Raw genomic sequence first — 25,979 nt, 5'->3', positions numbered from 1 at the left:
TGGCATCCGACCAAGGAGAAAGACGATGCCCGCAAAATCCCAGGCCCAGCAAAAGGCGGCTGGCGCTGCCCTGTCCGCCAAACGCGGCGACACGAAAAAATCGGCACTCAAAGGCGCTTCCAAAAACATGGAGAAATCCATGTCCGAAAAAGAGCTGAAGGAGCTTGCGGAAACCGACGGCAAACAACTGCCGAAGAAGAAGGAATCCGAATAAAGCACTAGAATTGACGGGGCTCTAAAGCACATCTTGTTAAGACGCCCTTGCGACAATCCGGCCCAATTGCTGTCGAATAGTGAACAGCTTTGGAGATTCCGTGTTTTCCGAACTGTCGAATGCGCTCAGAAAATCAACAATAGTTCGGTTTCTCAAGCCGAACTACCTTCCTACCTATGTTGCGCTGTTGGTGGTGATCGCAGCTGGCTTGTTTGCAGAGCAACAGAACCGCGCGGTGCACGCGGCAAGAATGCGGGCGGCGGTTATCGCGGAGCTCAATCCGATCCGCTCGAAGCTTGAGGCCAACATCAACGGCGACATTCAGTTGGTGCGCGGACTGATCGCTGCAATTTCCACGGAACCGGGCATGGATCAGAAGCGGTTCTCCGATCTGGCCCGCAACATCTTCAATGAGCGTTCGCGTTTGCGCAATATTGCGGCCGCCCCCAACCTGATCGTCTCCCTCGTCTACCCGCTCGAGGGCAACGAGAAGGTTCTGGGCCTCGACTATCGCAAGAACGACAATCAGCGCGCAGCAGCACTCAAGGTTCGCGAACTCGGCAAGATGATCCTGGCTGGCCCCCTTGATCTCATTCAGGGCGGCCAGGGCCTTATCGGCCGCTTTCCAGTAACGATCCCCCATGGCGGCGAATCGAACCGGTATTGGGGTGTCGTCTCCGCAGTCATCGACGTTGAGCGGCTATATCAGGACAGCGGACTTTTCTCGCCCGGACTTGATATAGACGTGGCGATTTCCGGCCGTGATGGCTTGGGCGAGGACGGCGCATTGTTTTATGGCGATAGAGACATCAAGGCAGCTGATCCTGTCGAGGTCAGCCTCTTTTTGCCGGGCGGATCTTGGGTGATAAGCGCCGTGCCGAAAGGCGGCTGGGCCGATACGCCTCCAAACGCCTGGCAGATCCGTACCCTCATCCTCATCGGCGCTCTTTTCATCCTCGTGCCGATGTTCATCAGCGGGCGGCTGATCGAGGAACGCAGACGCAATATTCAAGTTCTTGAGAACAACAAGGACCAGCTTCAGGAACTGTCCCATCGGTTGAGGATAGCGCTCGATGCCTCGCAGATCGGCATTTGGGAACTCGACATCTCCTCGGGCAAGCTCCTTTGGGACAACCGCATGAAAGAATTGTACGGCCTGCCGAAGAATGCGATCGAGGCCTACGAGGATTGGCGCGACGCGCTGCACCCGGAGGACCTGCAGCAAGCCGAACAGCAATTCAGCAACGCTCTGCGGCCCGGGGCTAGCTATGTCTCACAATTTCGCATTCGTCTTCCCGGTGGCCGCATCCGGCACGTTCGCGCGGTCGGCTCGACCTATATCGGCGCCAGCGGCACCGAGAAAATCGTCGGCGTCAACTGGGATGTAACCGCCGATGTTGAAAAGAACGAGCGGCTCGAAGCCGCCAAAGGGCAAGCCGAGGCTCACAATGCCGAACTGGAAGCAGCCCGTCACCGAATGGAATTCAATGCCCTGCACGATCCATTGACCGCGCTGCCGAACCGGCGATACCTCGACGAGATTCTTGCAAAAAAACACGCCAGCGGCTTAAAGCCCGGCCTTGCCAGCATTTTCCACATCGACCTCGACCGGTTCAAGGAAATCAACGACACGCTCGGCCATGCGGCCGGCGACGAAATCCTTAGGCATGCCGCCCAGATCCTTCGCGCCAATACCAGCGCCGACGATTTCGTTGGCCGCATCGGCGGAGATGAATTCGTCATCATTTCCCGCAAGGGCGAGAATGAGAGCCATGAAACTGCACTCGCGCAACGTATCATCGACGCCATGAGCATACCGGTCCGCTACAAGGGGCAGGAGTGCCGCATAGGCGTCAGTATCGGCATTGCCCATCAGGAATCGCAGGAGGAAGAACTCAGCCAGGTCCTGATCAACTCCGATATAGCGCTTTATGAAGCCAAGCGCCGTGGACGCAATCGCTACGAATTCTTCACCCATTCCCTGAAGACAGCGGTTTTCAAGACGAAACAGACGGCGGACGAAATCCTGCGCGGGCTCGAACAGAACGAGTTCATCGCCCATTTCCAGCCGCAGTTCTGCCCCCGCACGCTCGATATCATCGGCGTCGAAGCCCTGGCCCGCTGGGATCATCCGACCAAGGGGCTGCTGGCACCCTACGCGTTTCTAAAGACCGCCGAAGACATCAACGTCCTCTCCGAGATCGACCAACGGATCCTTGAACAATCGCTGTTTCAGTCGATGCGTTGGGAGGCAAGCGGCATCGACATTCCAAAAGTATCGGTCAATCTTTCCTATCATCGCCTGCACGATGAAAAGCTGATCGACCGCCTCAATCAATTGGCTATTCCGCGCGGAAAAATCTCCTTTGAGCTGCTGGAGTCGATCTCGTTTGACGAAAGCGACATGACTGTGCTTTCCAATATCGAACAGATCAAAAACCTCGGCATCGACATAGAAATCGACGACTTCGGCACCGGATACGCCTCCATTGTCAGCCTCTTGAAGCTGACCCCGCGCCGCCTCAAGATCGACAGACAGTTGGTGATCCCGATCCTGACCTCGACCAAACAGCGCCACCTGGTTGCCTCCATCATCGACATCGGCATTTCGCTCGGCATCGAAGTCATCGCGGAGGGTGTCGAGACCATGGAACACGCCCGAATCCTCAAGGATCTGGGTTGTCACGGGCTGCAAGGCTATGCTTTCGCCAGGCCAATGAGCGGTACAGACCTAGCAAACTTTGCCCGCGAACGCCGGTGGCTCGCAGCCTGATATCGGAACTCAGAATTTTCCGTCCGAGTGAGACACTGCGCAACATCCCCGCACAAGGATGTTCGTGCCTACTATGCCGGGGCTTTTCGGTTTTAGGAAACAATTCGACATCTCGCCGACAAACGCCGGACACGTGCATTCGTTAATGGGTTGAGATGGTTGCTGATCTCAGGCTCGTGCAGCGGAAGAACGAAATAAATCGCAGCGCAGAATTTTCCAACGCACCCTTGAAATTGCCGCCAAAACGTCCAAGCCGTGGCACTTGGGGAACACCAAAGCTGGGGATAGTCCATTTCGGACACAACTTTGCAATTGTTCCCTCGCAACCGGCGCGGAAAATGTTAAAGACGAAAAAAGTGAATCGTTTGTTACCGACCCACTCGGGCCGGATGGGGACCCAGATGAAAATTGCTAAAGTGCTCTTTCCCTTGAGCCTCGTTCTTCTTTCGGGCTGCGTTGTCGGTCCTAACTATCAATCTCCGAACGCGGCGGTGCCGGCGAAATTCTCGGATGGAGGCAAGGCGGAAGCGGAAGACGTGACGCTTAAGCCGTGGTGGGAAGCCTTCCGCGACAAGAAACTGAATAGCCTCATCGCCCAGGGCATGGGTGAAAACCTTAACGTTCAGCAGTCGATCGAACGTATCATTGAAGCCCGCGCCAATGTCATCGTCGCAGCATCCGGCGGCTTGCCGCAGATCAATGCAAGCGGCTTAGCAACCGCCGCTGGCCAGGATGGCTCCTATTTACGCAAAAACTCCGGCAGCGATCACAACGAAACAAAGACGATCCAGGGCGGCGGCGATGCTTCCTGGCTGATCGATCTGTTCGGCCAATACGCACGTGCCAAGGAATCGGCCAACGCTTCCCTTGATGCCGCCTATGCCGACGTCAACGTTGCACGCCTTGCTTACCTGTCCGACCTGTCCATCTCCTACATCGAGGCGCGCTACAATCAGGAAGCCTATGCGCTGCAGCAGAAGAGCTTGACCTCACGGCGCGAAACGCTGAAGCTCACCAATGACATCAAGGCGGCGGGCGCAGCGTCCAGTCTCGACGTCGTTCAGGCCGAAGGCTTGGTCAACACCACGCTTGCCGAATTGCCAGGGTACCAGACCGGCTTCAATCAGGCGGCAAACCACATCGCCACGCTGCTCGGACTGCCGGCAACCACTGTCACAGCGGGCCTGAGAAACGGCGCTTCCCAGCCCACACCGCGCTATAACACCAAGATCGGCATTCCCGCCGATCTCGTGCGTAACCGCCCCGATATCCGTAAAGCGGAACGTCTGCTGGCCGCTGCCACCGCCCAAATTGGCGTTGCCGAAGCGCAACTCTATCCGAGCCTGAGCCTGAGTGGTTCGATCAATGGTTCACGCCTGATTGCGTCCTCAGTCGGCGGCCTCGGCGCATGGTCGTTTGGCCCAACCCTGAACATTCCGATCTTCAGTGGCGGACGCTTGAAGGCCAATGTCGACATCGCCAAGTCCGGCGCGCAGCAACAATATCTCGCCTGGAAACAGACCGTTCTGAACGGGATCGAGGAAGTCGAAAATGCGCTGGTCGGACTGCGCAACAATTACCAGACCGTGGCAGCGCTGCGTAAGGTCGTGGATTCCTATGAGCAGGCCCTGAGCCTGGCGCGTGAAAGCTACAAGGGTGGTGCGACATCGTTGCTCGACGTTCTCGACGCCGAACGCAACCTTTCGAACTCACGCATCGCGCTTGCAGCCAGCATTCGTAACCTGTCCAACAACTACGTAGGCTTGAACGTCGCCATTGGTGGTGGCGCTGGCATCCAGGCTATCGGACAATAGGACAAACGTAACCTGCCCGCCCATTGACCAACGGGCCGGGTCGTCAAAACCAATCAAGCGCGACCGATCTCAATCGGTCGCGCTTTTTTGATTCCCGCAGCGGCGACGAGCAAGGAGAGTAAAAGCCGGTGTTAACCTGGTGGCGGAATTCGCTGGGGCGGTCCAAGAATAAAGGCACATGCCTGCGCCTATCGGCGGCATCAACGCCAATGCCCGAGGCAATCCATCAGCCTGTTTGGCTTTATGCATCGACGGGAAACGCAGCTTATTCAATTATCCCTGCTCCGCCCTGCACAACGGCAGGCGCACGGTCTGCAGCAAGCCTCCCTCACGGCGGTTGACAATGGTGATTGTACCGCCATGGTTTTCGATGATTTCCTGCGAAATGGCCAGACCAAGGCCGGCACCGGGCACAAGCTGCCGCCGGGCCTGATCGACGCGAAAGAACGGCTCGAACACACGGCCAAGCAGGTCTTGCGGGATACCGGGGCCGCTGTCCATAACCGTCAGGACAGCCTCATCGCCATAGCTGGAAAGCGAAACGCGGGCACCGAGACCATGGGTCGCGGCATTCACCACCAGATTGCGCAACGCACGCTTCAGCGCAAACGGCGCACCCTTGACCAGCGCCGGCGTAATCTTCCCCTGCTCGACGGGTAAATCTGTCTCGCGAACCTCCTCTGCAACGGACCGCAAAACCACGTCCAGCGACACTTTCTCCTGTGCCGCAGGGCTGATTTCCTCGCGCACCAACCGGATCGCGCTGTCGGCGATATGGTCGAGTTCATCGAGATCTTTTAGCCAGGACTCCCGGTCGTCGCCATCACCGACAAATTCAGCGCGCAGGCGCATTCGGGTCATCGGCGTGCGCATGTCGTGACCCGCAGCCGCAATCATGCGCATGCGGCTGGAGACCGCTGCATTGAGTCGCGTTGCCAGCCGGTTGATGGTCTTGGCGGTGGTGCGAACCTCCATCGGTCCGGTCTCTGGCAGCTCGGGGATAATGCCATCGGGACGGATCTTGGCGATCGTTTCGTCCAGAATGCGCAATGGCCGCATCATCACGTTGCTAACATAGATCGAAATACCGGTCATGCCGATCGCAACCAATGCCAGATAGGCCGCCAGCGGCAGATAGGGAAAAGGGGTCGGGTCGGGGAAATCGAGGTAAGCCCAGCGGCCATCGTCCAGCCGTATGGCGATATCCCAGCGATGCGGATTAAAGCTCTTCAACACAACGACATCAGCCGTGTAACCTTGGCGGCGGCCCTCCGCAAGGATACTCTCCGTCCGCTCCTGATCGATACGATCGTCAGCGGGTCTGGCTTGAATTCCAATATGCAGTTTCTGCGCGGCCAAGGGATCGGCGCGAAGCAGAAGCAGCGCAAATTCGGCCTTTTCGGCAAGAACACGGTCATACATGACTTCCGGCGGCTTTCGCAGAAGCCAGGCGGTGATCACAGCAGCGATCACCAGCACCAGAACGACTGATATGATCAGCAGTGCCGTGAACCGCGTGCGAAGCGACAGCATCTAGTTGCTCCGCTCGACGGGAACCGCGAGTTGATAGCCCTTGTTGCGAACGGTCTTCAGCATGGCAAAGACGCTGGCGTCGCCGAGCTTGCGGCGCAGGCGGCTGACCAGGATATCGATCGACCGATCGAAGGGATCAGCTGTCCGCCCCTGTGTCAGATCAAGCAACGAATCACGTGACAGGACACGCCCCGGACGCTGGAGGAAAACCACCAGCAGTTCGAACTCGCCGCCGGTCAGATCGACAGCGCTGCCATCGGGCGCAAGCAAGGTGCGGCTTTCAATATCGGCGACATAGCTGGCGAAAACATATTGCCGGCTGCCGGCGGGCGGCGGTTCGGCGCGCCCACGGCGCAGCACGGCGCGGATACGGGCAGAGAGTTCGCGCGGATTGAACGGTTTTCCAAGGTAATCGTCGGCGCCGAATTCAAGCCCGATGATCCTGTCGACATCCTCCTTCAGCGCCGTCAAGAGGATGATCGACAGTTGTGGCATCCTGCCCCGCAATGAGCGGCAGAGATCAAGCCCGGAACCATCCGGCAGCATGACATCGAGAACGACAAGGTCGATCTTCAGCTCAGCCAGCTTGGCCTCGCATTCGCCCTTGCTTCCGGCCAGGCTGATGCGGAAGCCCTGGCCGTCAAGGTATTTTCCAAGCAGCCGGCGAATCTCGGGATCATCATCGACGACAAGAATGTGCGGTATTGTATCCATGCCGTGTTTATATCAGCAGCAGGGTAAAACGCACGCGCCGCAACTCCAGCCATCAGCCGTTTTCAGTGTCGAAATATTTCCCGCCACATCGATCCTACATTTCGTTACAAAAATCACGCCCTGATGTTTCCAAACACAGATTGACCGGCGCGCCTGGTGATCAGCCATCACACTGTGGTTTCGCAGCACACCGGGCAACGAATTGCCGCAGGCGGTCGATTTTATTGCCGTTGCGGGTTGGCACGGCAACCGAAAGCAGACATAAAAACAATGTGCTCTTGCACCGTTTTGCGGTGCGCTTCGAGCACCGCCGTGGCGCACAAATGCTGCAGCAATCACGGACCCCTTGCGGTCCTGTCATTTCGGAAAGATTGAGGGAAACGGGCACATAGAGATCGCAGCGACATTGCTTCTGATTCTGGTTCTTGCGCCTTTCGCGGGGAGCCTTGTTGCAATCTGTATTCCGGCGCACAAGGGCACAGCCAGCGCCTGGCTTTCAGGCTCGATCGCGCTGTTTTGCCTCGCCACATCCGCCGGCCTCTACCCGATCGTCGCCGCAAACAAGGTTCTTCGCTACGACGTCAACTGGCTTCCTGAGCTGGGACTGAATTTCACGCTGCGCATGGACGGGTTCGCCTGGATGTTTGCAAGCCTGGTCACCGCGATCGGCCTGCTCGTCGTCATCTACGCCCGATATTACATGTCGGCCAATGACCCAGTGCCGCGCTTCTTCGCGCTGTTTCTCGCCTTCATGGGCGCCATGCTCGGCGTGGTGCTCTCCGGCAACCTGATTCTGCTGGCGATCTTCTGGGAGCTGACCAGCATCATCTCCTTCCTTCTGATCGGCTATTGGCACCACAATGCCAATGCCCGCGACGGTGCCCGTATGGCCTTGACGGTGACCGGCACTGGCGGCCTGTGCATGTTCGTCGGTTTGATGCTGATCGGTCACATCGTCGGCAGCTACGATCTCGATGTCGTGCTCGCCTCCGGCAACCTGATCCGCAACGACCCACTCTATACGACTGTGCTGATCCTCATCCTGCTCGGTGCGCTGACCAAGAGCGCGCAGTTTCCGTTCCATTTCTGGCTTCCGCACGCCATGGCGGCGCCGACACCAGTATCGGCCTATCTGCACTCCGCTACCCTCGTCAAAGCCGGCGTGTTTCTGTTGATTCGGCTCTGGCCTGTCATGGCGGGTACCGACCAATGGTTCTGGATCGTCGGCCTGGCCGGCCTCAGCACTCTTTTGCTCGGCGCTTATTTCGCGATCTTCCAGCAGGACCTGAAGGGGCTGCTTGCCTACTCAACAATCAGCCATCTCGGCCTGATTACGGTTCTTTTGAGCCTTGGAAGCCCGCTGGCGGCGGTCGCTGCGATCTTCCACACCATGAACCACGCGACCTTCAAGGCTTCGCTGTTCATGGCGGCCGGGATCATCGACCATGAAACCGGTACCCGCGACATGCGCAAGCTGAGCGGGCTGTTCAAATACATGCCGATCACCGCGACGCTGGCGATGGTTGCCAGCGCCTCGATGGCCGGCGTGCCGCTGTTGAATGGCTTCCTATCGAAGGAAATGTTCTTCGCTGAAGCAATAGAAACCCACAAATACAATCTGCTCGACACGATCACGCCTTATGTCGCGACGCTCGCCAGCATGTTTGCGGTTACCTATTCGCTGCGCTTCATCTACAGCGTCTTTTTCGGACCGCCGCCGCAGGACCTGCCCAAGACACCGCATGAACCGCCGCACTGGATGCTGGCGCCTATCTATTTTCTGGTCTTCTCGTGCCTCGTCGTCGGCGTCATACCGGCCCTGACCATCGGCCCTTTCCTGCACACGGCTGTGCAATCGGTGCTGGGCGACGCGACACCGGTCTATAGCCTTGCCGTCTGGCACGGCTGGAACCTGCCGCTGTTCATGAGCCTGATCGCGTTGATCGGCGGTATCGGGCTGTTTTTCATCATGCGCCCCTATCTCGCCACCAGCGTCGAGGGGCCGCCCTTCTTCCGCCGCCTGGAGGGCCAACGCATCTTCGAGCGCGTGCTGGTGACCCTGTCCTGGAAATGGGCGCGGTCGATCGAGATGCGCGCTGGCACAAGGCGCCTGCAGCCGCAAATGCGGGTCCTCGTCGCTGTCGCCCTCCTCGCAGGTGCCGTCACGCTGCTCTCGCAGGGTTTCAAACCGGCCAATATCGTGCTGCGCAACATCGATCCGGCCTTTGCGCTGCTCTGGCTGATCGGCATGGTCTGTGCCGTCGGCGCCGCCTATCAGGCGAAATTCCACCGACTCGCGGCGCTCGTGTTGCTCGGTGGCGCCGGCCTTGTCACCTGCGTCACCTTTGTCTGGCTTTCAGCACCGGATCTCGCGGCGACGCAATTGCTCGTCGAGATTGTTACGACGGTTCTTATCCTGCTCGGCCTGCGCTGGCTGCCGAAGCGGATCGAGGACCCAAACGATCCGGAGATGATGACCATCTCCACACGCCTGCGCCGCCTGCGCGATCTCGCCTTTGCCGTGTTCGCAGGCCTTGGCATGATGCTCATCTCCTACACGGTGATGACGCGGGAAATGCCCGAGACAATTTCGAGCTATTTCCTTGAGCGCGCCTATAGCCAAGGCGGCGGCACCAATGTCGTCAACGTCATCCTCGTCGATTTCCGCGGCTTTGATACGCTGGGCGAGATCGCCGTTCTCTGCATCGTCGCATTGACCGTGTTCGCGCTGCTCCTGCGTTTCCGCCCCGCCACAGAAAGCCTTGAGGCGCCGGAACAGCAGCGGGTCCAGAACGCCTTCGACGACGATCATCCGGATCGCAAGAAGGGCGACAGCATTGCCGAATATCTACTGGTTCCCTCGGTGATCATGCGGTGGATGTTCCCCGTCATCGGTATGCTGGCGGCCTTCCTGTTCTTCCGCGGCCATGACCTGCCGGGCGGCGGCTTCGCAGCCGGCATCGCCATGTCTATCGCCTTCATCCTGCAATACATGGCAGGTGGCACACGCTGGGTCGAGGAACGGCTGCGGATCCATCCACTGCGCTGGATGTCGATCGGCCTGTTGGTTGCCACGGCGACCGGGGCTGGGTCCTGGGTCTTTGGCTATCCATTCCTGACCTCGCATGCGCAATACGTATCGCTGCCGATCCTCGGCAAGATCCCGCTGGCAAGCGCGATCCTGTTTGATCTTGGCGTGTTCTCGCTGGTTCTCGGCGCCACCGTGCTGATCCTGATCGCACTCGCCCACCAGTCAGTGCGCGCCCCCCGCGCCCAGATCAGGGCCGCGAAGCTGGCTGCGAAGGAGAACGCATAATGGAACTGGTTCTCTCCGCAGGCATCGGCGTCCTCACTGCCTCCGGCGTCTGGCTTTTGTTCCGGCCGCGCACCTATCAGGTCATCATTGGCCTGTCGCTGCTCTCCTATGCCGTCAATCTGTTCATCTTCGGCATGGGGCGGCTCAGGGTCAACGCGCCGCCGGTTCTGGAACCAGGTGGTGTGGGCGGGCTTTTGACCCATACGGATCCCATTCCCCAGGCACTGGTTCTCACGGCCATCGTCATCGGCTTTGCCATGACGGCGCTGTTTCTCGTCGTTCTCCTCGCCTCTCGCGGCTTCACCGGCACCGACCATGTGGACGGCAGGGAGTAGCGCGGCATGAATTGGCTTCACCATCTGATCATCCTGCCGATCCTGCTGCCGATTATCACGGCAGCTGCCCTCATTCCCGTCGACGAACGAAATCGGACGCTGAAGGGCGTGATCGCCTTCTCGTCGACTGTCGTGGTTTTCATCATCAGCATTTTGTTGATGCAGATGGCAGCCTCCTCGGGAGAGGGCGAATCGGGTGCCAGCGTCTATCTGCTTGGAAACTGGCCGGCCCCCTTCGGCATCGTTCTCGTGCTTGACCGCTTGTCAGCCCTGATGCTGGTGCTAACGGGGCTTTTGGCGATGGCGACGCAGGTGTTCTCGATGGCGAAATGGCATCGGTCCGGCTACCATTTTCACTCGCTGTTCCTGATGATGCTGGCGGGGCTGAACGGCGCCTTCCTGACCGGCGACCTGTTCAATCTGTTCGTCTTCTTTGAAATGATGCTGGCGGCGTCTTACGGGCTGCTGCTGCACGGCTCAGGACCGATGAGGGTCAAGGCAGGCCTGCATTATATCGCCGTCAACCTGGCGGCTTCGTCACTGTTCCTGATCGGCGTCAGCCTGATCTATGGCGCGACCGGCACGCTGAACATGGCAGATCTCGCGATGCGGATCACGACGATCGGGCCGGAGAGCCGCATGCTCATGGAAGCGGGTGCTGCCCTTCTCGGCATCGCCTTTCTGGTCAAGGCCGGCATGTGGCCACTCGGCTTCTGGCTGCCCGCCACCTATTCCGCTGCGACCCCGCCGGTCGCTGCCATGTTTGCCATCCTCACCAAGGTCGGCGTCTATATTCTTCTTCGCCTGTCGATGCTGATGTTTGGCAGCGATGCAGGAGCATCCTCCGGCTTCGGACAATCGGTTCTGCTTTACGGCGGCCTTCTCACAATCGGCTTCGGCGCGATCGGCGTGTTGGCCTCGCAGGCGATGGGCCGGCTGGCCGGCTATTGCGTACTGGTCTCCTCCGGCACGCTGATGGCCGCAATCGGCCTTGGTAATGGCGCCGTCATCGGCGGCGCGCTGTTTTATCTCGTCAGCTCGACGCTGACGATCTGCGCCTTCTTCCTGCTGATCGAACTGGTGGAACGCGCCCGCGATGCCGGCGCTGACGTTCTGGCCGTGACGATGGAAGCCTATGGCGATGTCGACGAGAACGAGGCGGAAAAGGAAGGCGGGGTCGCCGTGCCCGGCACCATGGCAGTGCTCGGCCTGTGCTTCTGCGCCTGCGCCATCCTGCTCTCCGGCCTGCCGCCCCTCTCAGGGTTCCTCGCCAAATTCGCCATGCTGCACGGGTTGTTCAATCCCAGCAGCTTTGGCGGCGATGCTCCGGTCTCCGGCGCCGAATGGACCTACACCGCCCTGCTGATCCTCTCCGGCCTTGCAGCCATGATCGCCATGAACCGTGTCGGCATCCGCACCTTCTGGACATCAATCGAAGGTACAATCCCGCGCGTGTTCCTGATCGAGATCACACCCGTTTTGCTGCTTCTGGCAGCGTGCGTCTTCCTGAGCTTTCAGGCCGGACCCGTCATGCGCTACATGGACGCGACGGCAAAAGCGCTGGGTGAACCGCAGAACTATATCGGGCGCGTGATGTCAGCTCCGCGCGGCGGCCCGGCGGCGGGAGAATAGACCATGCGCTACTGGTTCCCCTATCCGCTGCTGTCGCTGGCCCTTTTGATGCTGTGGCTGTTGATCAACCAGTCGCTGTCGCCCGGCCAGATCGTGCTCGGTTCAATGCTTAGCATCGCGTTTGCCTGGGCCATGGTCAATCTCCAGCCCGACAAGACGCGGCTGAAGAACGTCGGGCGCATCGCCGTGCTGGCCGGACATGTGGCCGTCGATGTGGTTCGCTCCAACATCGCCGTGATGGGCGTGATCCTGCGCGCCGGAAAACGGCCAGCGAATTCCGGCTTCGTGGCAATCGACATCAGCCTGCGCGACGAGAATGCGCTGGCGCTGCTCGCCTGTATTCTGACGGCGACGCCCGGCACCGCCTGGCTCGAATTCGATCGTCAGACAGGCGTCCTGCTCATCCACGTTCTGGATCTGGAAAACGGCGCTGCTTGGTCAGACTTGATCAAACGCCGCTACGAGACCCCGTTGAAGGAGATATTCGAATGAACGAGCTCTTCATCATCTGGTCGATCCTGGCATCCCAGATTCTTTTGGGACTGGCCATGGGGTGCGCACTGTTCCGGATGGCCCGGGGGCCACGCGCTCAGGACCGCATCCTCGGTCTCGACGCGCTCTATATCAACGCCATGCTGCTTTTGCTGACATTCGGGATCCGTACCGCCAATTCGATCTATTTCGAAGCGGCGCTGATCATTGCCCTGCTTGGCTTCGTGTCGTCGATCGCCTTTGCCAAGTTCCTGATGCGCGGCGAGGTAATCGAATGAGCCACCTGACCGACCTTCCAATCTGGGCGGCGATCCCGGTCTGCATTCTTCTTCTGCTCGGGTCGGCTATCACCCTGATCGGCTCGATGGGGCTGATCCGGTTGAAGAGCTTCTATGGCCGCCTGCATGCACCGACGCTCGGCGCCAGTGCCGGCACGATCCTGATCTCCATCGCCTCGATGATTACTTTTGCCGTGCTGCAGAACCGCTGGATCTTCCATGAGATCCTGATCATCGTCTTCGTGATCCTGACGACACCGGTAACCTTGATGCTGCTTGGCCAATCCACGCTTTACCGCGACAGGATCGAAGGCAAGAATGACGTTCCGCGCAAGACAACCGGCGATCAACCGGACACATCCGGCATGGACATCTGACGCTTCCTAAAGCCCGTCGCGACCGCGGAACCGCCGTTGATAGGCCGCGTCATAAAGCGAACTCTCCCGAAAATCGGTGGCGCCCAGTCCGCGCCCAACAAAGATCAACGCCGTCCGCTCGATCGGATCGGCCGCCACCTGCGCCTCGATATCCGCAAGCGTGCCCCGGAGCACCCGCTCATCCGGCCAGGATGCCTTGACGACGATGGCAACCGGGCAATCCGCGCCGTAAAGCGGCGTCAGTTCCTCGACCACCTGTCCCAGGGCATGGATTGCCAAATGGATAGCCAATGTCGCACCGGTAGCACCAAACCCGGCCAGCGTTTCCGAATTCGGCATGGGCGATGCCCGGCCGGAAACACGTGTCAGAACCAGGCTTTGGGCAACCGCAGGAATGGTGAGCTCCCGGCCGAGCGTGGCGGCCGCGGCCGCAAACGCCGGCACACCGGGCGTCATGGTATAATCGAGCCCATGCGTCTCCAGCCGGCGGATCTGCTCGGCAACGGCGCTCCAGACCGAAAGATCGCCTGAATGCAGCCGCGCCACATCATGGCCAGCAGCGGCAGCTTTCACATATTCGGCTTCGATCTCATCCAGCGACATCGGTGCCGTATCGACGATGCGCGCACCTTCCGGGCAATATTGCAGCAATTCCGGTGAGACGATCGACCCCGCATACAGGCACACCGGGCAGCGGGCGATGAGATCGCGGCCGCGCACGGTGATCAGGTCTGCAGCACCGGGGCCTGCTCCGATGAAATGAACGGTCATGCTGTTTCCTTCTGAAATTCCGGCGTCATGGCTTGATCCATGACCATTGCGTCACCGGCATCGCGGGGCGCCAGCCGGTCATGGCGCCAACGGGAGATGCGCGGGCGATATCGATGCGAATCAACGATCCGCCGAGCCTTGCCTGATGCTCCAGAAGCACTGCCTCCATCTGCGTCGTGACGGCATTGGCGACCAGCCGGCCATCGGATTTCAAGGCGGCGATCGCCGCCGCCATCACGCCCTCTTCGCTGCCACCGCCACCGACAAAGACAGCATCCGGAGAGGGCAACCCGACAAGCGCTCCGGGCGCAGTGCCAAGCACGACTGTCAGACCCGGCACACCAAAATTTGCCGCGTTCCGCTTGATGCGCTCCGCACGCTCCGCAGAACCTTCGATGGCAATTGCCCGCATCGCCGGATCGGACAGCATCCACTCGATACCGATCGAGCCGGATCCGGCGCCGATGTCCCACAGCAGCTCGCCGCGTCGTGGCGCCAGCGCCGAGAGCGTCAGCGCGCGAACCTCGCGTTTGGTGATCTGCCCATCATGCTCGAACAGCCCATCGTCAAGTCCGGATGCCAGCGGCAGAACCCGCGCACCAGCGTCAGCCACGACCTCGACAGCGCAGATATTGAGCGAATGGATATTCGTCCCGGAAAATTCCGCGGCGACGTGCGACGTCACACGCTCCTGCGCGCCACCGAGCGCCTCAAGCACCGCCAACCGGGACTGCCCGAACCCGTTTGCGGCGAGCAATTTTGCAAGCTCGGCAGGCCCATGCCCATCGGATGTCAACGCCAGAATACGCGACCCCGGCTGCAGATGCGGCCGGATCAGATCGAGCGGACGCCCATGCAGGGAAACGATTGCCGTATCTTGCAACGCCCAGCCAAGCCGGGATGCGGCCAGGCTAAACGAGGACGGGGAAGGAACAACCCGCATCTCCGAACGATCAATCTGCCGCGCCAGCGTCACTCCGACACCGAAAAAAAACGGATCGCCGGAGGCAAGCACCACCACAGGCGTTCCGCGCAACGCAACAACGGCCTCGACGGAGCGCTCGAACGGGCTCAGCCAACTCTGTTGCTCACCGGCAATCAGTGGCGCAGCAAGCTCAAGATGGCGTACCCCGCCAAAAACCACCGAGGCGCTCGCAATGCTGCGCTTGGCCTCGTCACCGAGACCGGTTAAACCGTCTTCGCCAAGGCCGATAATCGTCAGCCACGGCGCTGTGTCACCACGAAATGAGGCCTGATTGTCACCCATGGGCAAACACCGCATCCTGATCCTCGGCGGCACGACCGAAGCGCGGCAACTGGCCGCCGCCCTGGCGCAGCGCGGAAATTACGACAGCCTGCTGTCCCTGGCCGGACGAACGGCAGAGCCCATGGCGCAGCCGGTTCCCACCCGCAGCGGCGGTTTCGGTGGCAGCGACGGACTTGCCGAATTTCTCAAGATCGAAAATTTCGACCTGTTGATCGATGCCACGCATCCCTTTGCGGCGCGTATCTCGCACAACGCTGCCATCGCGGCGGATCAGACCGGGATTCCATTGTTTGCTTTGCGCCGTTCTGCGTGGCAGCGGGAGCCCACTGATAGCTGGACCAGCGTTCACTCCGTCGCGGACGCGGTCGCGGCACTCGGTACGACCCCAAGTCGCGTCTTCCTCGCGATCGGCAGGCAGGAAGCCTTCCATTTCGAGAGCGCTCCACAGCACAGCTATCTGATCCGCAGCGTCGACCCCGTCACGCCCCGGCTCGATATTCCCTATGCGCATTACCTTCTCGCGACCGGCCCCTTCGAGGAAGCGGCAGAACGCGGCCTCCTGATCGAGAACCGGATCGAGGTGATCGTCGCCAAGAACAGCGGTGGTGGCGCCACCTACGGCAAGATTGCCGCTGCCCGTGCGCTTGGCCTTGCGGTGATCATGGTCGAGCGCCAGCAACCGGCCGATGTCCGCACGGTTGAGACTGTCAAAGACGCGCTCGGCCTTGTCGATCACCTTTTCTCCCCAGAGATGAAACGCGGTGTGTAAACCAGATCGGATTTGCCCGGACGGGGAATGATCCGCGTTTCCGGCGAACCGATGATGACGCAGGTCGCCATATCCGCCTTCTGGGCATCTGCTTGTCCGAGCGGCATGACCAGCATACGCTCATCCGGACGGCCGGCAGCACGGCCAAAGATAACCGGTGTTTCGGCCGGCAGTACGGTGCGCAGAATATCGAAGGCTTCGCCTAGCTGCCAAGGCCGCGCCTTGCTGATCGGATTGTAGAGCGCGATCACCAGACCGGCCTCTGCCACCAGCTTCAAACGGCGGGTAATCACATCCCAGGGCTTCAGATTGTCCGACAGCGAGATGGCACAGAAATCATGGCCGAGCGGCGCACCGATACGGGCAGCAACCGCGAGCATGGCGGTGACCCCTGGCACGACGACCAGATCGATACCGCGCCACTCGTGCGGCCCGTTATCGATCGCCTCGCAGACGGCGGCCGCCATAGCAAAAACACCGGGATCGCCGCCGGAGACGACGCAGACATTGGTGCCGGAAACGGCGCGGAGGATTGCAGCCTGCGCCCGGTCGAGTTCTTCCCGGTTGTCCGAAGCAATCCGGTTCTGGTCAGGACGCAGCGACAGCCTATCGAGATAAGGACCGTAACCGAGAAAGTCGGTGGACTTCGAGACCGCATCAAGCGCCTCTGGCGTCATCTGCTGTGGACCGCCCGGGCCTGTACCGATCACATAAAGTGTGCCGCTCATGGTCTACCGCTCCAGCCGGGGACCAGCACCAGCGAGAAATAGGGGGCGATATCGTCTGTCTTTTCCGCCAGCGGGATCATCGCGGAATTCGCCATCGTACCGCGCTCAACATAAACCGCCTGGCTAAGCTTGCCGGCGACAGTCAGCGCCCGCCGGATCTTCGGCAGATTGCGGCCGACTTTCATGATCACGGCGGCTTCGGTATCACTGAGACGGCGGATGAGTTGATCTTCGCCCATCGTACCTGGAAGCACAGAGAGGACATCGTCACCCTGCACGATCGGCAGTCCCGCCAGCGACCAGCAGCCCGACATGGCCGTGATCCCCGGAATGACCTCGACCGGAAAACGACCGGCTAACCGCACATGCAGATGCATATAGGAGCCGTAGAACATCGGGTCGCCCTCGCTGAGGATTGCGACGGTCCGGCCTGCATCCAGATGTTCGGCAACAGCGGCAGCCGATGCATCGTAGAAGCCGGTGATCTGGCTCTTGTAGTCGTCGTGGTCCTTGTCGATCTCGACCGTCACCGGATAGTAAAGCGGCAATTCAAGCAGGCCCGGTTTCAGCAGCCCATCGACAACAGCGCGTCCGTTGCCGCGCCGCCCTTCCTTGGCGAAATAGGCAAGCACATCAGCCGCCTCCAACGCCTTGATGGCCTTGAGGGTCAGAAGCTCCGGATCGCCCGGACCCGTCCCGACGCCGATCAGCCGGCCTGCGCTAGCCGCGCTCACAGGCCCGGCCTCGCCAGCGAATTGACTGCGGCAGCCGTCATCGCGCTGCCGCCGAGACGGCCACGCACGATGGCATAGGGCACGCCATAGGAATTTTCGGCCAGAGCGTCTTTCGATTCCGCAGCACCAACGAAGCCGACCGGCATGCCGATGATCGCCGCCGGCTTCGGTGCTCCGTCGCGCAACATTTCCAGAAGAAAGAACAGCGCAGTCGGCGCATTGCCGATGGCAACCACGGAACCGGCGAGACGCTCGACCCAAAGCCTCAACGCAGCAGCAGAACGGGTATTTCCGATCTCGCGGGCGATCTCCACCGTCTTCGGCTCGCGCAAGGTGCAGATGACGTCATTGTCTGCCGGTAAGCGGGCGCGGGTAATGCCGTGAGAGACCATGAAGGCGTCGCAGAAGACCGGCGCGCCATTCTTCAGGGCCTGCCGGGCAGCCGGAACGAAGCCAGGCGAGAACTCGAAATACTGCGCGGCCTCCACCAGTCCGCAGGCATGCACCATACGGACGGCAAGATCGGCTTCCTCTTCGGAAAAGCGGGACAGATCGGTTTCGCTGCGAATGATGGCAAACGAGCGCTCGTAGATGGCATCGCCATCCCGGATATAATCGTAATCAGGCATCTCTATCCCTGTTGAACCGCGGCTATGATCCCGTCCGCTCCAAGCCGTGTAAGGCAGGACCGGGCCGATTCGCCACCCTGTTTCCGCTCAGACACCAGCTTGTCGAGATGTTCAAGCGCGGTTCTTATGTTGTTTTCTTCGATATAAGCGGTTGGCACCGCCGATGCTGGGCCATTTACGACAAGCCCATAGCCTGTTGGCGCAGCCGTGATCGTCAGCGCCGAGGCCGATGGCTTGGCACATCCCTTGGCGCAACCGGAAACATGGACCATCAGTGATCCGTCCAGCAGTCCCGGTGCCGTGTCGACAACCATCTGCGCGACGGCTCTCGTATCGATCCGCGCCGAGCCACAGGCGCCAACACCGGCACAGGCGGCGATGTGATTGCGCGGATCGCGGGGAAAAGCCCGTAAACCGTGGCCGAGAGCCAGGGCCTGCGCCGCACCGATCCTGTCAGGTGCAATGCCCAGCACCATCAGCGCTTGGCCGGGCGCCAGCCGGATTTCCGTCGCTCCCAATATTTCCAGCGCTTCGAGCAATGCGCCCAGCCCCTGCGCGTGGATTTGCCCGAATGGCAGGCCGATACCCAGAACGGAGCGCTTCTCGCCAAGACCATGAATGCCAGCAGCGTTCGGTGCCGGCGCCAAAGCTGCGATCAGATCAAGATCGGCCGCCGCCGCCCAGCGGGTTGAAACAGCGCCGACGATATCGCGGGCGCGGGCATCCCTGCCAATCGCAGCAAGGTTCTTGAGAATGTCCATCACGGCCGACACAACGGCCGCCGCCTCTAGCAAGGCAATCCGCCTTGCTGTCTTTTCCGTTCCTGCAAGAGCGAGCAGCCAGAATACCTGGCCGTTGGTCTGAACCGCGCGCAACCTGATATCGGCCGTGACAGCACCCAGATGAAGCTGGCCGCCGCCGTCAACGACGATCGACAGTTTCGGCGCCAAGATCAATGGCGGCTGATGCGCAGCCACGGCCAGACGAAGCTGTTGGGCAACGGAAACAGCATCGGCAATTTCAGTTGGATCCAGCCCGGCAAGAGGCGGCGTCTCAATCGCCAGCCCTTGCGCAATCGCTATGCCGGCATCGGCGATTTTCTGAGACAGGAGTGGTACGGTCTGTGTCGTCAGACCACGGATTTGCAGATTGCCACGCGCCGTGATTTCGAGGATGCCGTTGCCGCACACCGCGGCCGCCTCCGCTATCGCCATCAGTTCGGGAAGCGTAAACCCCGGTTTTTCAGGCCGCAGGCGCACCAAAAGACCATCGCCCGTCATCATCGGCGTTGACAGCGACGGACAGGCGCCGCGGCGCATCGGTGATCGCTGCGTGGTTTCCATTGATCCATCGGATGGTGCAGCACAAAACGTCATAACAGGCAGCGAGCCATCTCCAGTCTTCAAACAAGTCTGATCCCAAGCTCCGGGCCTTGGCTTGCCCGTCAAGACTGCACTCTACAACACAGACAAACCGGCCGCCATGCCGTGTTACACGTCAAAACGAAGCACCGCTTCCGCCACTACTCTTCGAAATCCGCCCCCTTCTGCAGCAGATAGATATCCATGATCCAGCCATGCTGCGCACGCGCCGCCGCTCTGGTTTTGAGGATATCGTCCTTCACGTCTGCAAGGCGGCCTGAGATAATGATCTCCTGCTCCGTGCCGAGATAGGCCCCCCAATAGATCCGCGCCTCGGGATCGTCGATCTTCATAAAGGCCTGCTCACCGTCGAGCATGACGACGGCCGTCTCGCATTTCTGCGGAAAACTCTCGGTAAGGCGCCGCCCGGTGGTGATTTCGACCGGCTTGCCGACGAGATTGAGCGGAATCCTGTGGCTGGCGGCGAGCGCCTGAATGCTGGTAATGCCGGGCACGACCGAATAGTCGAACGCCACCGTGCCCAGAGCGCGGACACGCTCGATGATCCGGATCGTGCTGTCATAGAGCATCGGATCGCCCCAGACGAGAAAGGCGCCGGTCTGATTTTCATCGAGTTCCTCGATCAGCAACCGTTCGTAAGCGGCTGCGATTGCCGCATGCCAGTCGTCGACGCTGCGATGATAGGACCGATCCGCCATCTGGCGCACCGGAACCTCGAATTCCACGACCCGGCTGTGCGGATTGGTGACATAGCGCGACACGATATCACGGCGGATGTCGGCAAGCTGCACCTTTGCATCGCCCTTGGTGGGGATGAACAGGACATTGGCTTTATTCAATGCATTGATCGCCTGCACCGTCATGTGTTCAGGGTTCCCAGCGCCGATCCCCACCACCAGAACATTTTTCATTTTCTAACCTTTTTCAACACATCGGAGGGTTTGGCTGATTGATTAAAAGAGCGCAAGGCAGAGACACCCGCCATCAAGTCTAAGCATCTGGAAAAACAAGCTAAATACTTTGCTGAAACACTACAACCGTCGTGGCAATAGTCCGGTACTCCCACTATAAAACGGACAAATTCGTTTACATTAGCGAGAAATCATTTACATAGACGCGCTAATCCGGCAACCGGCGATGAGATACGCCGTTGCAGTTCGCGCGCTTCCTGGGCAACAGAATCCCACGTAATGCGGCTTAGAGAAATTGTGGCACATTGTGCACTCCATTTGAGACGGCGAACGTCTCGTGAGGACCTCAACAGTGATGAATCCATCGAAGAACAAAGTCAGCGCATCCGATCCTGCTGAAGCTTTGTGGAACTGCAAGGCGGGCTTCATCGGCATCTTTGTTGCCAGTGCGCTTGTCAACATCCTCTATCTGACCGGCTCCTTCTTCATGCTGGAAGTCTATGACCGGGTTCTGCCGAGTCGAAGCATCCCGACGCTGATTGCGCTCTGCCTGCTTGCGCTGCTGCTCTATGCATTCCAGGGCGCTTTCGAGATGGTGCGCGGCCGTATGCTCGTACGCGTTGCCGGGGCTTTGGACGAAGCCATGAGCGCGCGGATTTATCGTGCCGTGGTTCAGGCTCCGTTGAAACTGCGCACCCAGGGCGACGGCCTGCAGGCCTTGCGCGATTTCGATCAGGTTCGTTCCTTCCTGTCCGGCACTGGCCCCGCAGCCTTCTTCGACTTGCCCTGGCTACCGTTCTATATCGGCATCTGCTTCCTCTTCCATCCGATGATCGGCATCGTTACCATCATCGGATCTATCATCCTCATCGCCCTGACATTCCTGACCAACCGCGGTACGCAAGGGCCATCGAGAAAGGCCTCGGAAGCGGGCAACCTTCGCAGCGCTTTCGCCCAGTCCTCCCAGCGCAATGCCGAGGTCATGCAGGCCATGGGTATGATGGGACGCATGTCGCAACTCTGGGAACAGCGCAACGACACCTACCGTGAACACAACCGCGAGACATCCGACGTCGGAAACGGTTTTGGTGCTCTGTCCAAGGTGTTCCGCATGGCGCTGCAATCCGCCGTTCTCGCAACCGGCGCGGTTCTCGTCATTGAGGGCATGGCGTCGCCGGGCGTCATCATCGCCGGTTCGATCCTCACAGCGCGGGCCTTGGCACCGGTGGAATTGGCGATCGGCAACTGGCGCGGCTATGTTTCCTGCCGCCAGAGCTGGCAGCGCCTGAAGGAGCTGCTCACTGCGCTGCCGGAACGCGAGGCGCCACTAGAACTGCCGATACCGAAGGAGAAGCTGAGCGCGGAAAGCCTTGCGGGCGGGCCTCCCGGCGCGCAACGCCTGACCTTCGCTGAAGTGAACTTCACCATGAGAGCTGGCAGTGCGCTCGGCATCATCGGCCCCAGCGCCTCCGGCAAGTCCTCGCTTGCGCGCGCCCTCATCGGCATCTGGCCCGCCTTTCGCGGCGCTGTACGCCTCGACGGTGCAGCGCTCGATCAATGGGACACCGACAGGCTGGGCCAGCACATCGGCTATCTGCCCCAGGATGTCGAACTTTTCGCCGGCACCGTGGCGCAGAATATTGCCCGCCTGACCGAAAACCCCTCGCCGGACGCTATCGTTTCCGCCGCCAGGGCCGCCCGCGTCCATGACCTTATTCTCAAGCTGCCTAACGGCTATGAGACCGAGATTGGCGAAGGTGGCGCAGCACTTTCCGCCGGCCAGCGCCAGCGCGTCGCTCTCGCCCGCGCGTTGTATGGTGAGCCCTTCCTCGTTGTGCTCGACGAACCCAACTCCAATCTGGATGCTGAGGGCGAACAGGCGCTCAGCGAAGCGATCATGAGTGTACGGGCACGCCGCGGTATCGTCGTGGTGATTGCCCACAGACCAAGTGCGCTCTCCGCCGTCGACATGGTTCTGATGATGAACGAGGGACGGATGCAGGCCTTTGGACCGAAAGACGAAATCCTTGCGCAGATTCTTCGCAAGGATAACCGCAAGCCGCAAATTGCAAGCCACGGATCGCTGAAAGTCGTGGGTGAAGGACAGGAGTCCGCATCATGACCGATATAGCAAAACCATCAAGCTCGCACCGGTCGCTCGGCCGGCATATCACCGCAGTAACGGTCCTCGGCCTCGCACTCGTCGTCGGCGTCGGCGGCTGGGCGATGACCACCGAGCTGTCGAGCGCGATTGTCGCGAGCGGTACCGTCGTCGTCGAGAACAACGTCAAGAAGATCCAGCACTTGACCGGCGGCATCGTTGAAGACGTGCTGGTCAAGGAAGGCGATAGCGTCAAGGCCGGCCAGATCCTCATCAAGCTCGACGGCACGACCGTGCGCGCCAACTTGTCGATCGTACAGAACACGTTGGCACAGCTTTATGCGCGCAGGGCCCGCCTGCTTGCCGAACAGCTCGGATCAGACGATTTCACCATCCCGGAAGATCTCAGCCAGCTGATATCCGGGACCAGTACGCCCGGCGAGGTTCTGGAACAAAGCGAACGCAAGCTGTTTATCAGCCGCAAGAATGCACTCGTCGGCATGAAAAGCCAGCTCGCATCGCGCAAGGACCAGCTCGTGGATGAGACCAAGGGCCTGACGGTTCAGCTGACTGGCATCGAAGATGCGCTAAAGCTGATCGGTGAAGAACTGACGGGTCTCGACAAGCTGTACGGCAAGGGCCTCGTCTCCATGCAGCGGCTGACCGAGCTGAAACGCGACCGCGCCCAGCTTGAAGGCGACCGCGGCGCCCGCATTGCGGCCCGTGCACAGGCTGCCGGCAAGTCGAGCGAGATCGACCTGCAGATCCTGCAGCTCGACGAAGACCGCCGCACCGAGAATGCCAAGGAACTGACGGACGTCGAAGGCAAGATCGCCGAATACGAAGACCGCCGCGTCGCCGCCATGGACCAACTGAAGCGCACTGACATTCGTGCGCCGCTGGACGGCCGAATCTATCAGTTGGCAGTCCACACGGTGAACGGCGTCATCAACCCTGGCGAAGTCTTGATGCTCGTCGTCCCCGGCGCCGATGGCCTGACAATCGAAGCGAAGATTGCCACGCATGATATCGACCAGATCCGCGTGGGCCAGCCGGTTGAAGTTCGCTTCAGTGCCTTCAACCAGCGCACCACGCCGATTGTCGAGGCGGAGGTTGTCACCGTTGCGCCCGACCTCGTGACCGACCAGCGCACCGGCATGACCTACTATCCGCTGCGCATCAAGCCGAAGCCCGAGAGCCTGAAGGGCCTGAAGGGGTTGACCCTGTACCCCGGCATGCCGGCCGAGGTCTTCGTCAAGATCGCCGATCGCACCGTGATTTCGTATCTCGCAAAACCGCTGACAGAACAGATACAGCATACGTTCCGCGAGGACTGATCCAGACAAGCAACACGGCCTTGCTCTGCAGGGCCGTGTTGCCGGAAAACGCCGGTTTGAAACAAACATTGCCGCGTCGCAAAAATCGCGTGGCCGCTTCCGGTAGAGCCGGTGTATGACCGATGTCATGACCTCGAAGCGCACCGGCTATATCTTCGTCCTGCTTGCCCTTGTCATCTTCTCGATACAGGACGCGATTTCCAAGCATCTGGGCAGCCTCTACCCGCCAGTCTTCATCACCATGATCCGGTACTGGGCCTTTGCCGCGTTCGCCATCGCGCTAGCAGCCCGTTCGCGCGGTGGCCTGGCGATCACAGCAAGAACGAAACGTCCGGTCCTGCAGATCCTGCGCGGCATCCTGCTCGTGGTGCAGATCGTCATCGTCATCTTCTCGTTCTCGCGGGTGGGCCTTGCCCATTCGCAGGCGATCTTTTCTTCGGGACCACTTTTCGTGGCGCTTCTCTCCATGCCATTACTCGGCGAGCGTGTCGGCTGGCGGCGCTGGTCGGCGATCATGGTCGGGTTGCTCGGCGTACTGTTGATCCTGAAGCCGGATGACAGCAGCTTCGACATCAATTTCCTGATCCCGATTTCATCGGCGCTGATCTTTGCAATCTACGTGATCTCGACGCGGTTGGTGAGCCGCGACGACAACGCGATCACGAGTTTTTTCTACACCGGCGTTGCCGGTGCCATTGCGATCACTCTTGTCGGGCCATTCTACTGGACAGCGCTTGCACCGCAGGACTGGGCCTGGATGCTGCTTTTGTGCATCACCGGAACGACCAGCCATTTCTTTCTGATCAAGGCTTACGAACTGCTCGACGCATCGGAAGTCCAACCGCTGACCTATCTGCAACTGGTCTTCGCCTCGATCATCGGCGTCTCCGTCTTCGGGGAAACGCTGAACCTCAACATGATCCTGGGATCAGTGATCGTTGTCTGCGCGGGCATTTTCACCGTCTGGCGTGAAAGCGTCGTTGCCCGGCGCAATGCCAAGAAACCCGAACCGCCATCATCCCAGACGCTGACTTAAGCCGGCATTTCCGGATTGGCAGGCAACGCCCAGTCGATAGGCTCGCGCCCCTTCGAAACGAGAAAGTCGTTTGCCTTGGAAAAGGGTTTGGTACCGAAAAAGCCGTTATGGGCAGAAAGCGGCGACGGATGCGGTGACCGGATCACCAGATGGCGTGACTGGTCTACAAAAGCCGCCTTCTTCTGCGCATAGGCGCCCCAGAGGATGAAGACGACGGGATGCTCCTGATCGTTCACGGCACGGATAATCGCGTCGGTAAACTTCTCCCAGCCTTTGCCCTGATGCGATGCCGCCATCGCCCGCTCCACGGTCAGCACGCTGTTCAGCAGCAGGACCCCTTGCTGCGCCCAGCTTTCAAGAAAACCGTGGCGGGCCGGAGGAATGCCGAGGTCGCCTTGCAACTCCTTATAGATGTTCACCAAGGACGGCGGCGAGCGCACGCCCGGCTTGACGCTGAACGACAGCCCATGCGCCTGTCCCTCGCCATGATAAGGGTCCTGTCCGAGAATGACGACGCGCACCTTGTCGAGCGGCGTGAGATCCAATGCGCGAAAATACTCAGGCCCCTTGGGGAAAATCTGCTTTCCGCTGTTTCTCTCCTCCAGCAGGAACGTCTTCAGATCGGCCATATAGGGGCTGGAAAATTCCGCGGTCAAAGCTGCTTTCCAGCTCTCCTCGATCTTCACCGTCGATTCCATCCCGTTTCCTGCCCTGTCCATTCCAGTCAATCTTGCGCCGACGAATTTAACGTCACGCCCGTCGATGACAAGCGGCAAGCCGCAGGCGGGCGCGAATGAGTTTCAATATATTTTGATCAATATAACGCTGGCCAATTT

At 60.0% G+C, this 25,979-nt stretch carries 23 protein-coding genes; 13 read left to right on the top strand and 10 right to left on the bottom strand.

Annotation, left to right across the window (positions count from 1 at the left end; all coding sequences use genetic code 11):
- Positions 1–25 precede the first annotated feature (25 nt).
- The 3 genes from R6X40_RS11055 to R6X40_RS11045 all read left to right on the top strand — a co-directional run bounded on the left by R6X40_RS11055 (position 26) and on the right by R6X40_RS11045 (position 4,801).
- The gene (locus tag R6X40_RS11055; protein WP_318413509.1) at positions 26–214 is read left to right on the top strand and encodes a DUF3008 family protein; all 189 of its coding nucleotides are present in this window, start codon (positions 26–28) and stop codon (positions 212–214) included.
- Positions 215–314: 100 nt separating this feature from the next.
- The gene (locus R6X40_RS11050; RefSeq protein WP_318413506.1) at positions 315–2,987 is read left to right on the top strand and encodes an EAL domain-containing protein; all 2,673 of its coding nucleotides are present in this window, start codon (positions 315–317) and stop codon (positions 2,985–2,987) included.
- Positions 2,988–3,388: 401 nt separating this feature from the next.
- Positions 3,389–4,801, top strand: coding sequence for an efflux transporter outer membrane subunit (locus tag R6X40_RS11045; protein WP_318413503.1), 1,413 nt, complete (start codon positions 3,389–3,391; stop codon positions 4,799–4,801).
- Positions 4,802–5,074: 273 nt separating this feature from the next.
- Here R6X40_RS11045 and R6X40_RS11040 read toward each other — a convergent pair whose 3' ends face one another.
- Positions 5,075–6,334: an ATP-binding protein gene (locus tag R6X40_RS11040; RefSeq protein ID WP_318413501.1), complete on the bottom strand. Its 1,260-nt coding sequence runs from the start codon at positions 6,332–6,334 to the stop codon at positions 5,075–5,077.
- Positions 6,335–7,048 carry a response regulator gene (locus tag R6X40_RS11035; RefSeq protein ID WP_318413499.1) on the bottom strand — a complete coding sequence of 238 codons (714 nt, stop codon included), beginning with the start codon at positions 7,046–7,048 and terminating at the stop codon, positions 6,335–6,337.
- A gap of 388 nt (positions 7,049–7,436) precedes the next feature.
- Between R6X40_RS11035 and R6X40_RS11030 the strand changes: the two genes are divergently transcribed.
- From R6X40_RS11030 to mnhG, 6 genes are read left to right on the top strand one after another with little or no spacing between them, the layout of a single operon-like run.
- Complete coding sequence (locus R6X40_RS11030) at positions 7,437–10,364, top strand: monovalent cation/H+ antiporter subunit A (RefSeq protein ID WP_412178373.1); 2,928 nt, start codon at positions 7,437–7,439, stop codon at positions 10,362–10,364.
- On the top strand, positions 10,364–10,699 hold the full coding sequence (locus R6X40_RS11025) for a Na+/H+ antiporter subunit C (protein WP_060503055.1): 336 nt from the start codon (positions 10,364–10,366) through the stop codon (positions 10,697–10,699). The genes R6X40_RS11030 and R6X40_RS11025 overlap by 1 nt, the downstream gene beginning before the upstream one ends.
- Before the next feature lie 6 nt (positions 10,700–10,705).
- On the top strand, positions 10,706–12,331 hold the full coding sequence (locus R6X40_RS11020; protein ID WP_318413485.1) for a monovalent cation/H+ antiporter subunit D: 1,626 nt from the start codon (positions 10,706–10,708) through the stop codon (positions 12,329–12,331).
- A 3-nt stretch (positions 12,332–12,334) separates the two neighbouring features.
- Positions 12,335–12,823 carry a Na+/H+ antiporter subunit E gene (locus R6X40_RS11015; protein WP_318413482.1) on the top strand — a complete coding sequence of 163 codons (489 nt, stop codon included), beginning with the start codon at positions 12,335–12,337 and terminating at the stop codon, positions 12,821–12,823.
- Positions 12,820–13,101 carry a K+/H+ antiporter subunit F gene (locus tag R6X40_RS11010; RefSeq protein WP_318413479.1) on the top strand — a complete coding sequence of 94 codons (282 nt, stop codon included), beginning with the start codon at positions 12,820–12,822 and terminating at the stop codon, positions 13,099–13,101. Before R6X40_RS11015 ends, R6X40_RS11010 begins: the two co-directional genes overlap by 4 nt.
- Positions 13,098–13,478 (top strand): monovalent cation/H(+) antiporter subunit G, encoded by a 381-nt coding sequence (gene mnhG / locus R6X40_RS11005; protein WP_318413476.1) that lies wholly within the window; start codon positions 13,098–13,100, stop codon positions 13,476–13,478. The genes R6X40_RS11010 and mnhG overlap by 4 nt, the downstream gene beginning before the upstream one ends.
- A gap of 6 nt (positions 13,479–13,484) precedes the next feature.
- Here the strand turns inward: mnhG and cobM are convergent, their stop codons facing one another.
- Together cobM and cbiE are read right to left on the bottom strand one after the other, a co-directional pair.
- On the bottom strand, positions 13,485–14,249 hold the full coding sequence (gene cobM, locus R6X40_RS11000) for a precorrin-4 C(11)-methyltransferase (RefSeq protein WP_318413474.1): 765 nt from the start codon (positions 14,247–14,249) through the stop codon (positions 13,485–13,487).
- A gap of 25 nt (positions 14,250–14,274) precedes the next feature.
- The gene (cbiE, locus tag R6X40_RS10995) at positions 14,275–15,516 is read right to left on the bottom strand and encodes a precorrin-6y C5,15-methyltransferase (decarboxylating) subunit CbiE (protein WP_318413471.1); all 1,242 of its coding nucleotides are present in this window, start codon (positions 15,514–15,516) and stop codon (positions 14,275–14,277) included.
- Here cbiE and R6X40_RS10990 point away from each other — a divergent pair.
- A complete protein-coding gene (locus R6X40_RS10990) occupies positions 15,515–16,285 on the top strand; it encodes a cobalt-precorrin-6A reductase (RefSeq protein WP_318413469.1) in 771 nt (256 codons plus the stop codon). The two genes, cbiE and R6X40_RS10990, sit on opposite strands and share 2 nt — an antisense overlap.
- Here the strand turns inward: R6X40_RS10990 and R6X40_RS10985 are convergent.
- From R6X40_RS10985 to cobF, 5 genes are all read right to left on the bottom strand, one after another.
- Positions 16,249–17,013: a precorrin-3B C(17)-methyltransferase gene (locus tag R6X40_RS10985; RefSeq protein ID WP_318413466.1), complete on the bottom strand. Its 765-nt coding sequence runs from the start codon at positions 17,011–17,013 to the stop codon at positions 16,249–16,251. The two genes, R6X40_RS10990 and R6X40_RS10985, sit on opposite strands and share 37 nt — an antisense overlap.
- Positions 17,010–17,747 (bottom strand): precorrin-2 C(20)-methyltransferase, encoded by a 738-nt coding sequence (locus R6X40_RS10980; RefSeq protein ID WP_318413464.1) that lies wholly within the window; start codon positions 17,745–17,747, stop codon positions 17,010–17,012. Before R6X40_RS10980 ends, R6X40_RS10985 begins: the two co-directional genes overlap by 4 nt.
- Positions 17,744–18,376 (bottom strand): precorrin-8X methylmutase, encoded by a 633-nt coding sequence (locus R6X40_RS10975; protein WP_318413461.1) that lies wholly within the window; start codon positions 18,374–18,376, stop codon positions 17,744–17,746. Before R6X40_RS10975 ends, R6X40_RS10980 begins: the two co-directional genes overlap by 4 nt.
- Before the next feature lie 2 nt (positions 18,377–18,378).
- Complete coding sequence (gene cobG, locus R6X40_RS10970; protein WP_412178372.1) at positions 18,379–19,752, bottom strand: precorrin-3B synthase; 1,374 nt, start codon at positions 19,750–19,752, stop codon at positions 18,379–18,381.
- Between the two features lie 146 nt (positions 19,753–19,898).
- Positions 19,899–20,669: a precorrin-6A synthase (deacetylating) gene (gene cobF / locus R6X40_RS10965; RefSeq protein WP_318413457.1), complete on the bottom strand. Its 771-nt coding sequence runs from the start codon at positions 20,667–20,669 to the stop codon at positions 19,899–19,901.
- A gap of 355 nt (positions 20,670–21,024) precedes the next feature.
- On the opposite strand from cobF, the gene R6X40_RS10960 reads away from it, so the two are divergent.
- The 3 genes from R6X40_RS10960 to R6X40_RS10950 all read left to right on the top strand — a co-directional run bounded on the left by R6X40_RS10960 (position 21,025) and on the right by R6X40_RS10950 (position 25,143).
- Positions 21,025–22,791: a type I secretion system permease/ATPase gene (locus R6X40_RS10960; protein ID WP_318414201.1), complete on the top strand. Its 1,767-nt coding sequence runs from the start codon at positions 21,025–21,027 to the stop codon at positions 22,789–22,791.
- Entirely contained in the window at positions 22,788–24,107 is a 1,320-nt protein-coding gene (locus tag R6X40_RS10955; protein ID WP_318413454.1) for an HlyD family type I secretion periplasmic adaptor subunit, read from the top strand. Before R6X40_RS10960 ends, R6X40_RS10955 begins: the two co-directional genes overlap by 4 nt.
- A gap of 127 nt (positions 24,108–24,234) precedes the next feature.
- Complete coding sequence (locus tag R6X40_RS10950) at positions 24,235–25,143, top strand: DMT family transporter (RefSeq protein WP_318414199.1); 909 nt, start codon at positions 24,235–24,237, stop codon at positions 25,141–25,143.
- On the opposite strand, the gene ung is transcribed toward R6X40_RS10950, so the two are convergent.
- Positions 25,140–25,841 (bottom strand): uracil-DNA glycosylase, encoded by a 702-nt coding sequence (gene ung / locus R6X40_RS10945; RefSeq protein ID WP_318413451.1) that lies wholly within the window; start codon positions 25,839–25,841, stop codon positions 25,140–25,142. The genes R6X40_RS10950 and ung overlap by 4 nt on opposite strands.
- Positions 25,842–25,979: the final 138 nt, after the last annotated feature.

It is taken from the genome of Rhizobium sp. PL01 (assembly GCF_033447125.1).
Lineage (GTDB): Bacteria > Pseudomonadota > Alphaproteobacteria > Rhizobiales > Rhizobiaceae > Pararhizobium.
This window is presented reverse-complemented; position numbering and strand designations above follow the sequence as displayed.

Excerpts from the sequence above, each read along its gene's own strand:
- R6X40_RS11055 (WP_318413509.1), top strand. The coding sequence starts at position 26 with ATGCCCGCAAAATCCCAGGCCCAGCAAAAGGCGGCTGGCGCTGCCCTG.
- R6X40_RS11045 (WP_318413503.1), top strand. The coding sequence starts at position 3,389 with ATGAAAATTGCTAAAGTGCTCTTTCCCTTGAGCCTCGTTCTTCTTTCG.
- R6X40_RS11040 (WP_318413501.1), bottom strand. The coding sequence starts at position 6,334 with ATGCTGTCGCTTCGCACGCGGTTCACGGCACTGCTGATCATATCAGTC.
- R6X40_RS11035 (WP_318413499.1), bottom strand. The coding sequence starts at position 7,048 with ATGGATACAATACCGCACATTCTTGTCGTCGATGATGATCCCGAGATT.
- R6X40_RS11025 (WP_060503055.1), top strand. The coding sequence starts at position 10,364 with ATGGAACTGGTTCTCTCCGCAGGCATCGGCGTCCTCACTGCCTCCGGC.
- R6X40_RS11020 (WP_318413485.1), top strand. The coding sequence starts at position 10,706 with ATGAATTGGCTTCACCATCTGATCATCCTGCCGATCCTGCTGCCGATT.
- R6X40_RS11015 (WP_318413482.1), top strand. The coding sequence starts at position 12,335 with ATGCGCTACTGGTTCCCCTATCCGCTGCTGTCGCTGGCCCTTTTGATG.
- R6X40_RS11010 (WP_318413479.1), top strand. The coding sequence starts at position 12,820 with ATGAACGAGCTCTTCATCATCTGGTCGATCCTGGCATCCCAGATTCTT.
- mnhG (WP_318413476.1), top strand. The coding sequence starts at position 13,098 with ATGAGCCACCTGACCGACCTTCCAATCTGGGCGGCGATCCCGGTCTGC.
- cobM (WP_318413474.1), bottom strand. The coding sequence starts at position 14,249 with ATGACCGTTCATTTCATCGGAGCAGGCCCCGGTGCTGCAGACCTGATC.
- R6X40_RS10990 (WP_318413469.1), top strand. The coding sequence starts at position 15,515 with ATGGGCAAACACCGCATCCTGATCCTCGGCGGCACGACCGAAGCGCGG.
- cbiE (WP_318413471.1), bottom strand. The coding sequence starts at position 15,516 with ATGGGTGACAATCAGGCCTCATTTCGTGGTGACACAGCGCCGTGGCTG.
- R6X40_RS10985 (WP_318413466.1), bottom strand. The coding sequence starts at position 17,013 with ATGAGCGGCACACTTTATGTGATCGGTACAGGCCCGGGCGGTCCACAG.
- R6X40_RS10975 (WP_318413461.1), bottom strand. The coding sequence starts at position 18,376 with ATGCCTGATTACGATTATATCCGGGATGGCGATGCCATCTACGAGCGC.
- cobG (WP_412178372.1), bottom strand. The coding sequence starts at position 19,752 with ATGACGTTTTGTGCTGCACCATCCGATGGATCAATGGAAACCACGCAG.
- cobF (WP_318413457.1), bottom strand. The coding sequence starts at position 20,669 with ATGAAAAATGTTCTGGTGGTGGGGATCGGCGCTGGGAACCCTGAACAC.
- R6X40_RS10960 (WP_318414201.1), top strand. The coding sequence starts at position 21,025 with ATGAATCCATCGAAGAACAAAGTCAGCGCATCCGATCCTGCTGAAGCT.
- R6X40_RS10955 (WP_318413454.1), top strand. The coding sequence starts at position 22,788 with ATGACCGATATAGCAAAACCATCAAGCTCGCACCGGTCGCTCGGCCGG.
- R6X40_RS10950 (WP_318414199.1), top strand. The coding sequence starts at position 24,235 with ATGACCTCGAAGCGCACCGGCTATATCTTCGTCCTGCTTGCCCTTGTC.
- ung (WP_318413451.1), bottom strand. The coding sequence starts at position 25,841 with ATGGAATCGACGGTGAAGATCGAGGAGAGCTGGAAAGCAGCTTTGACC.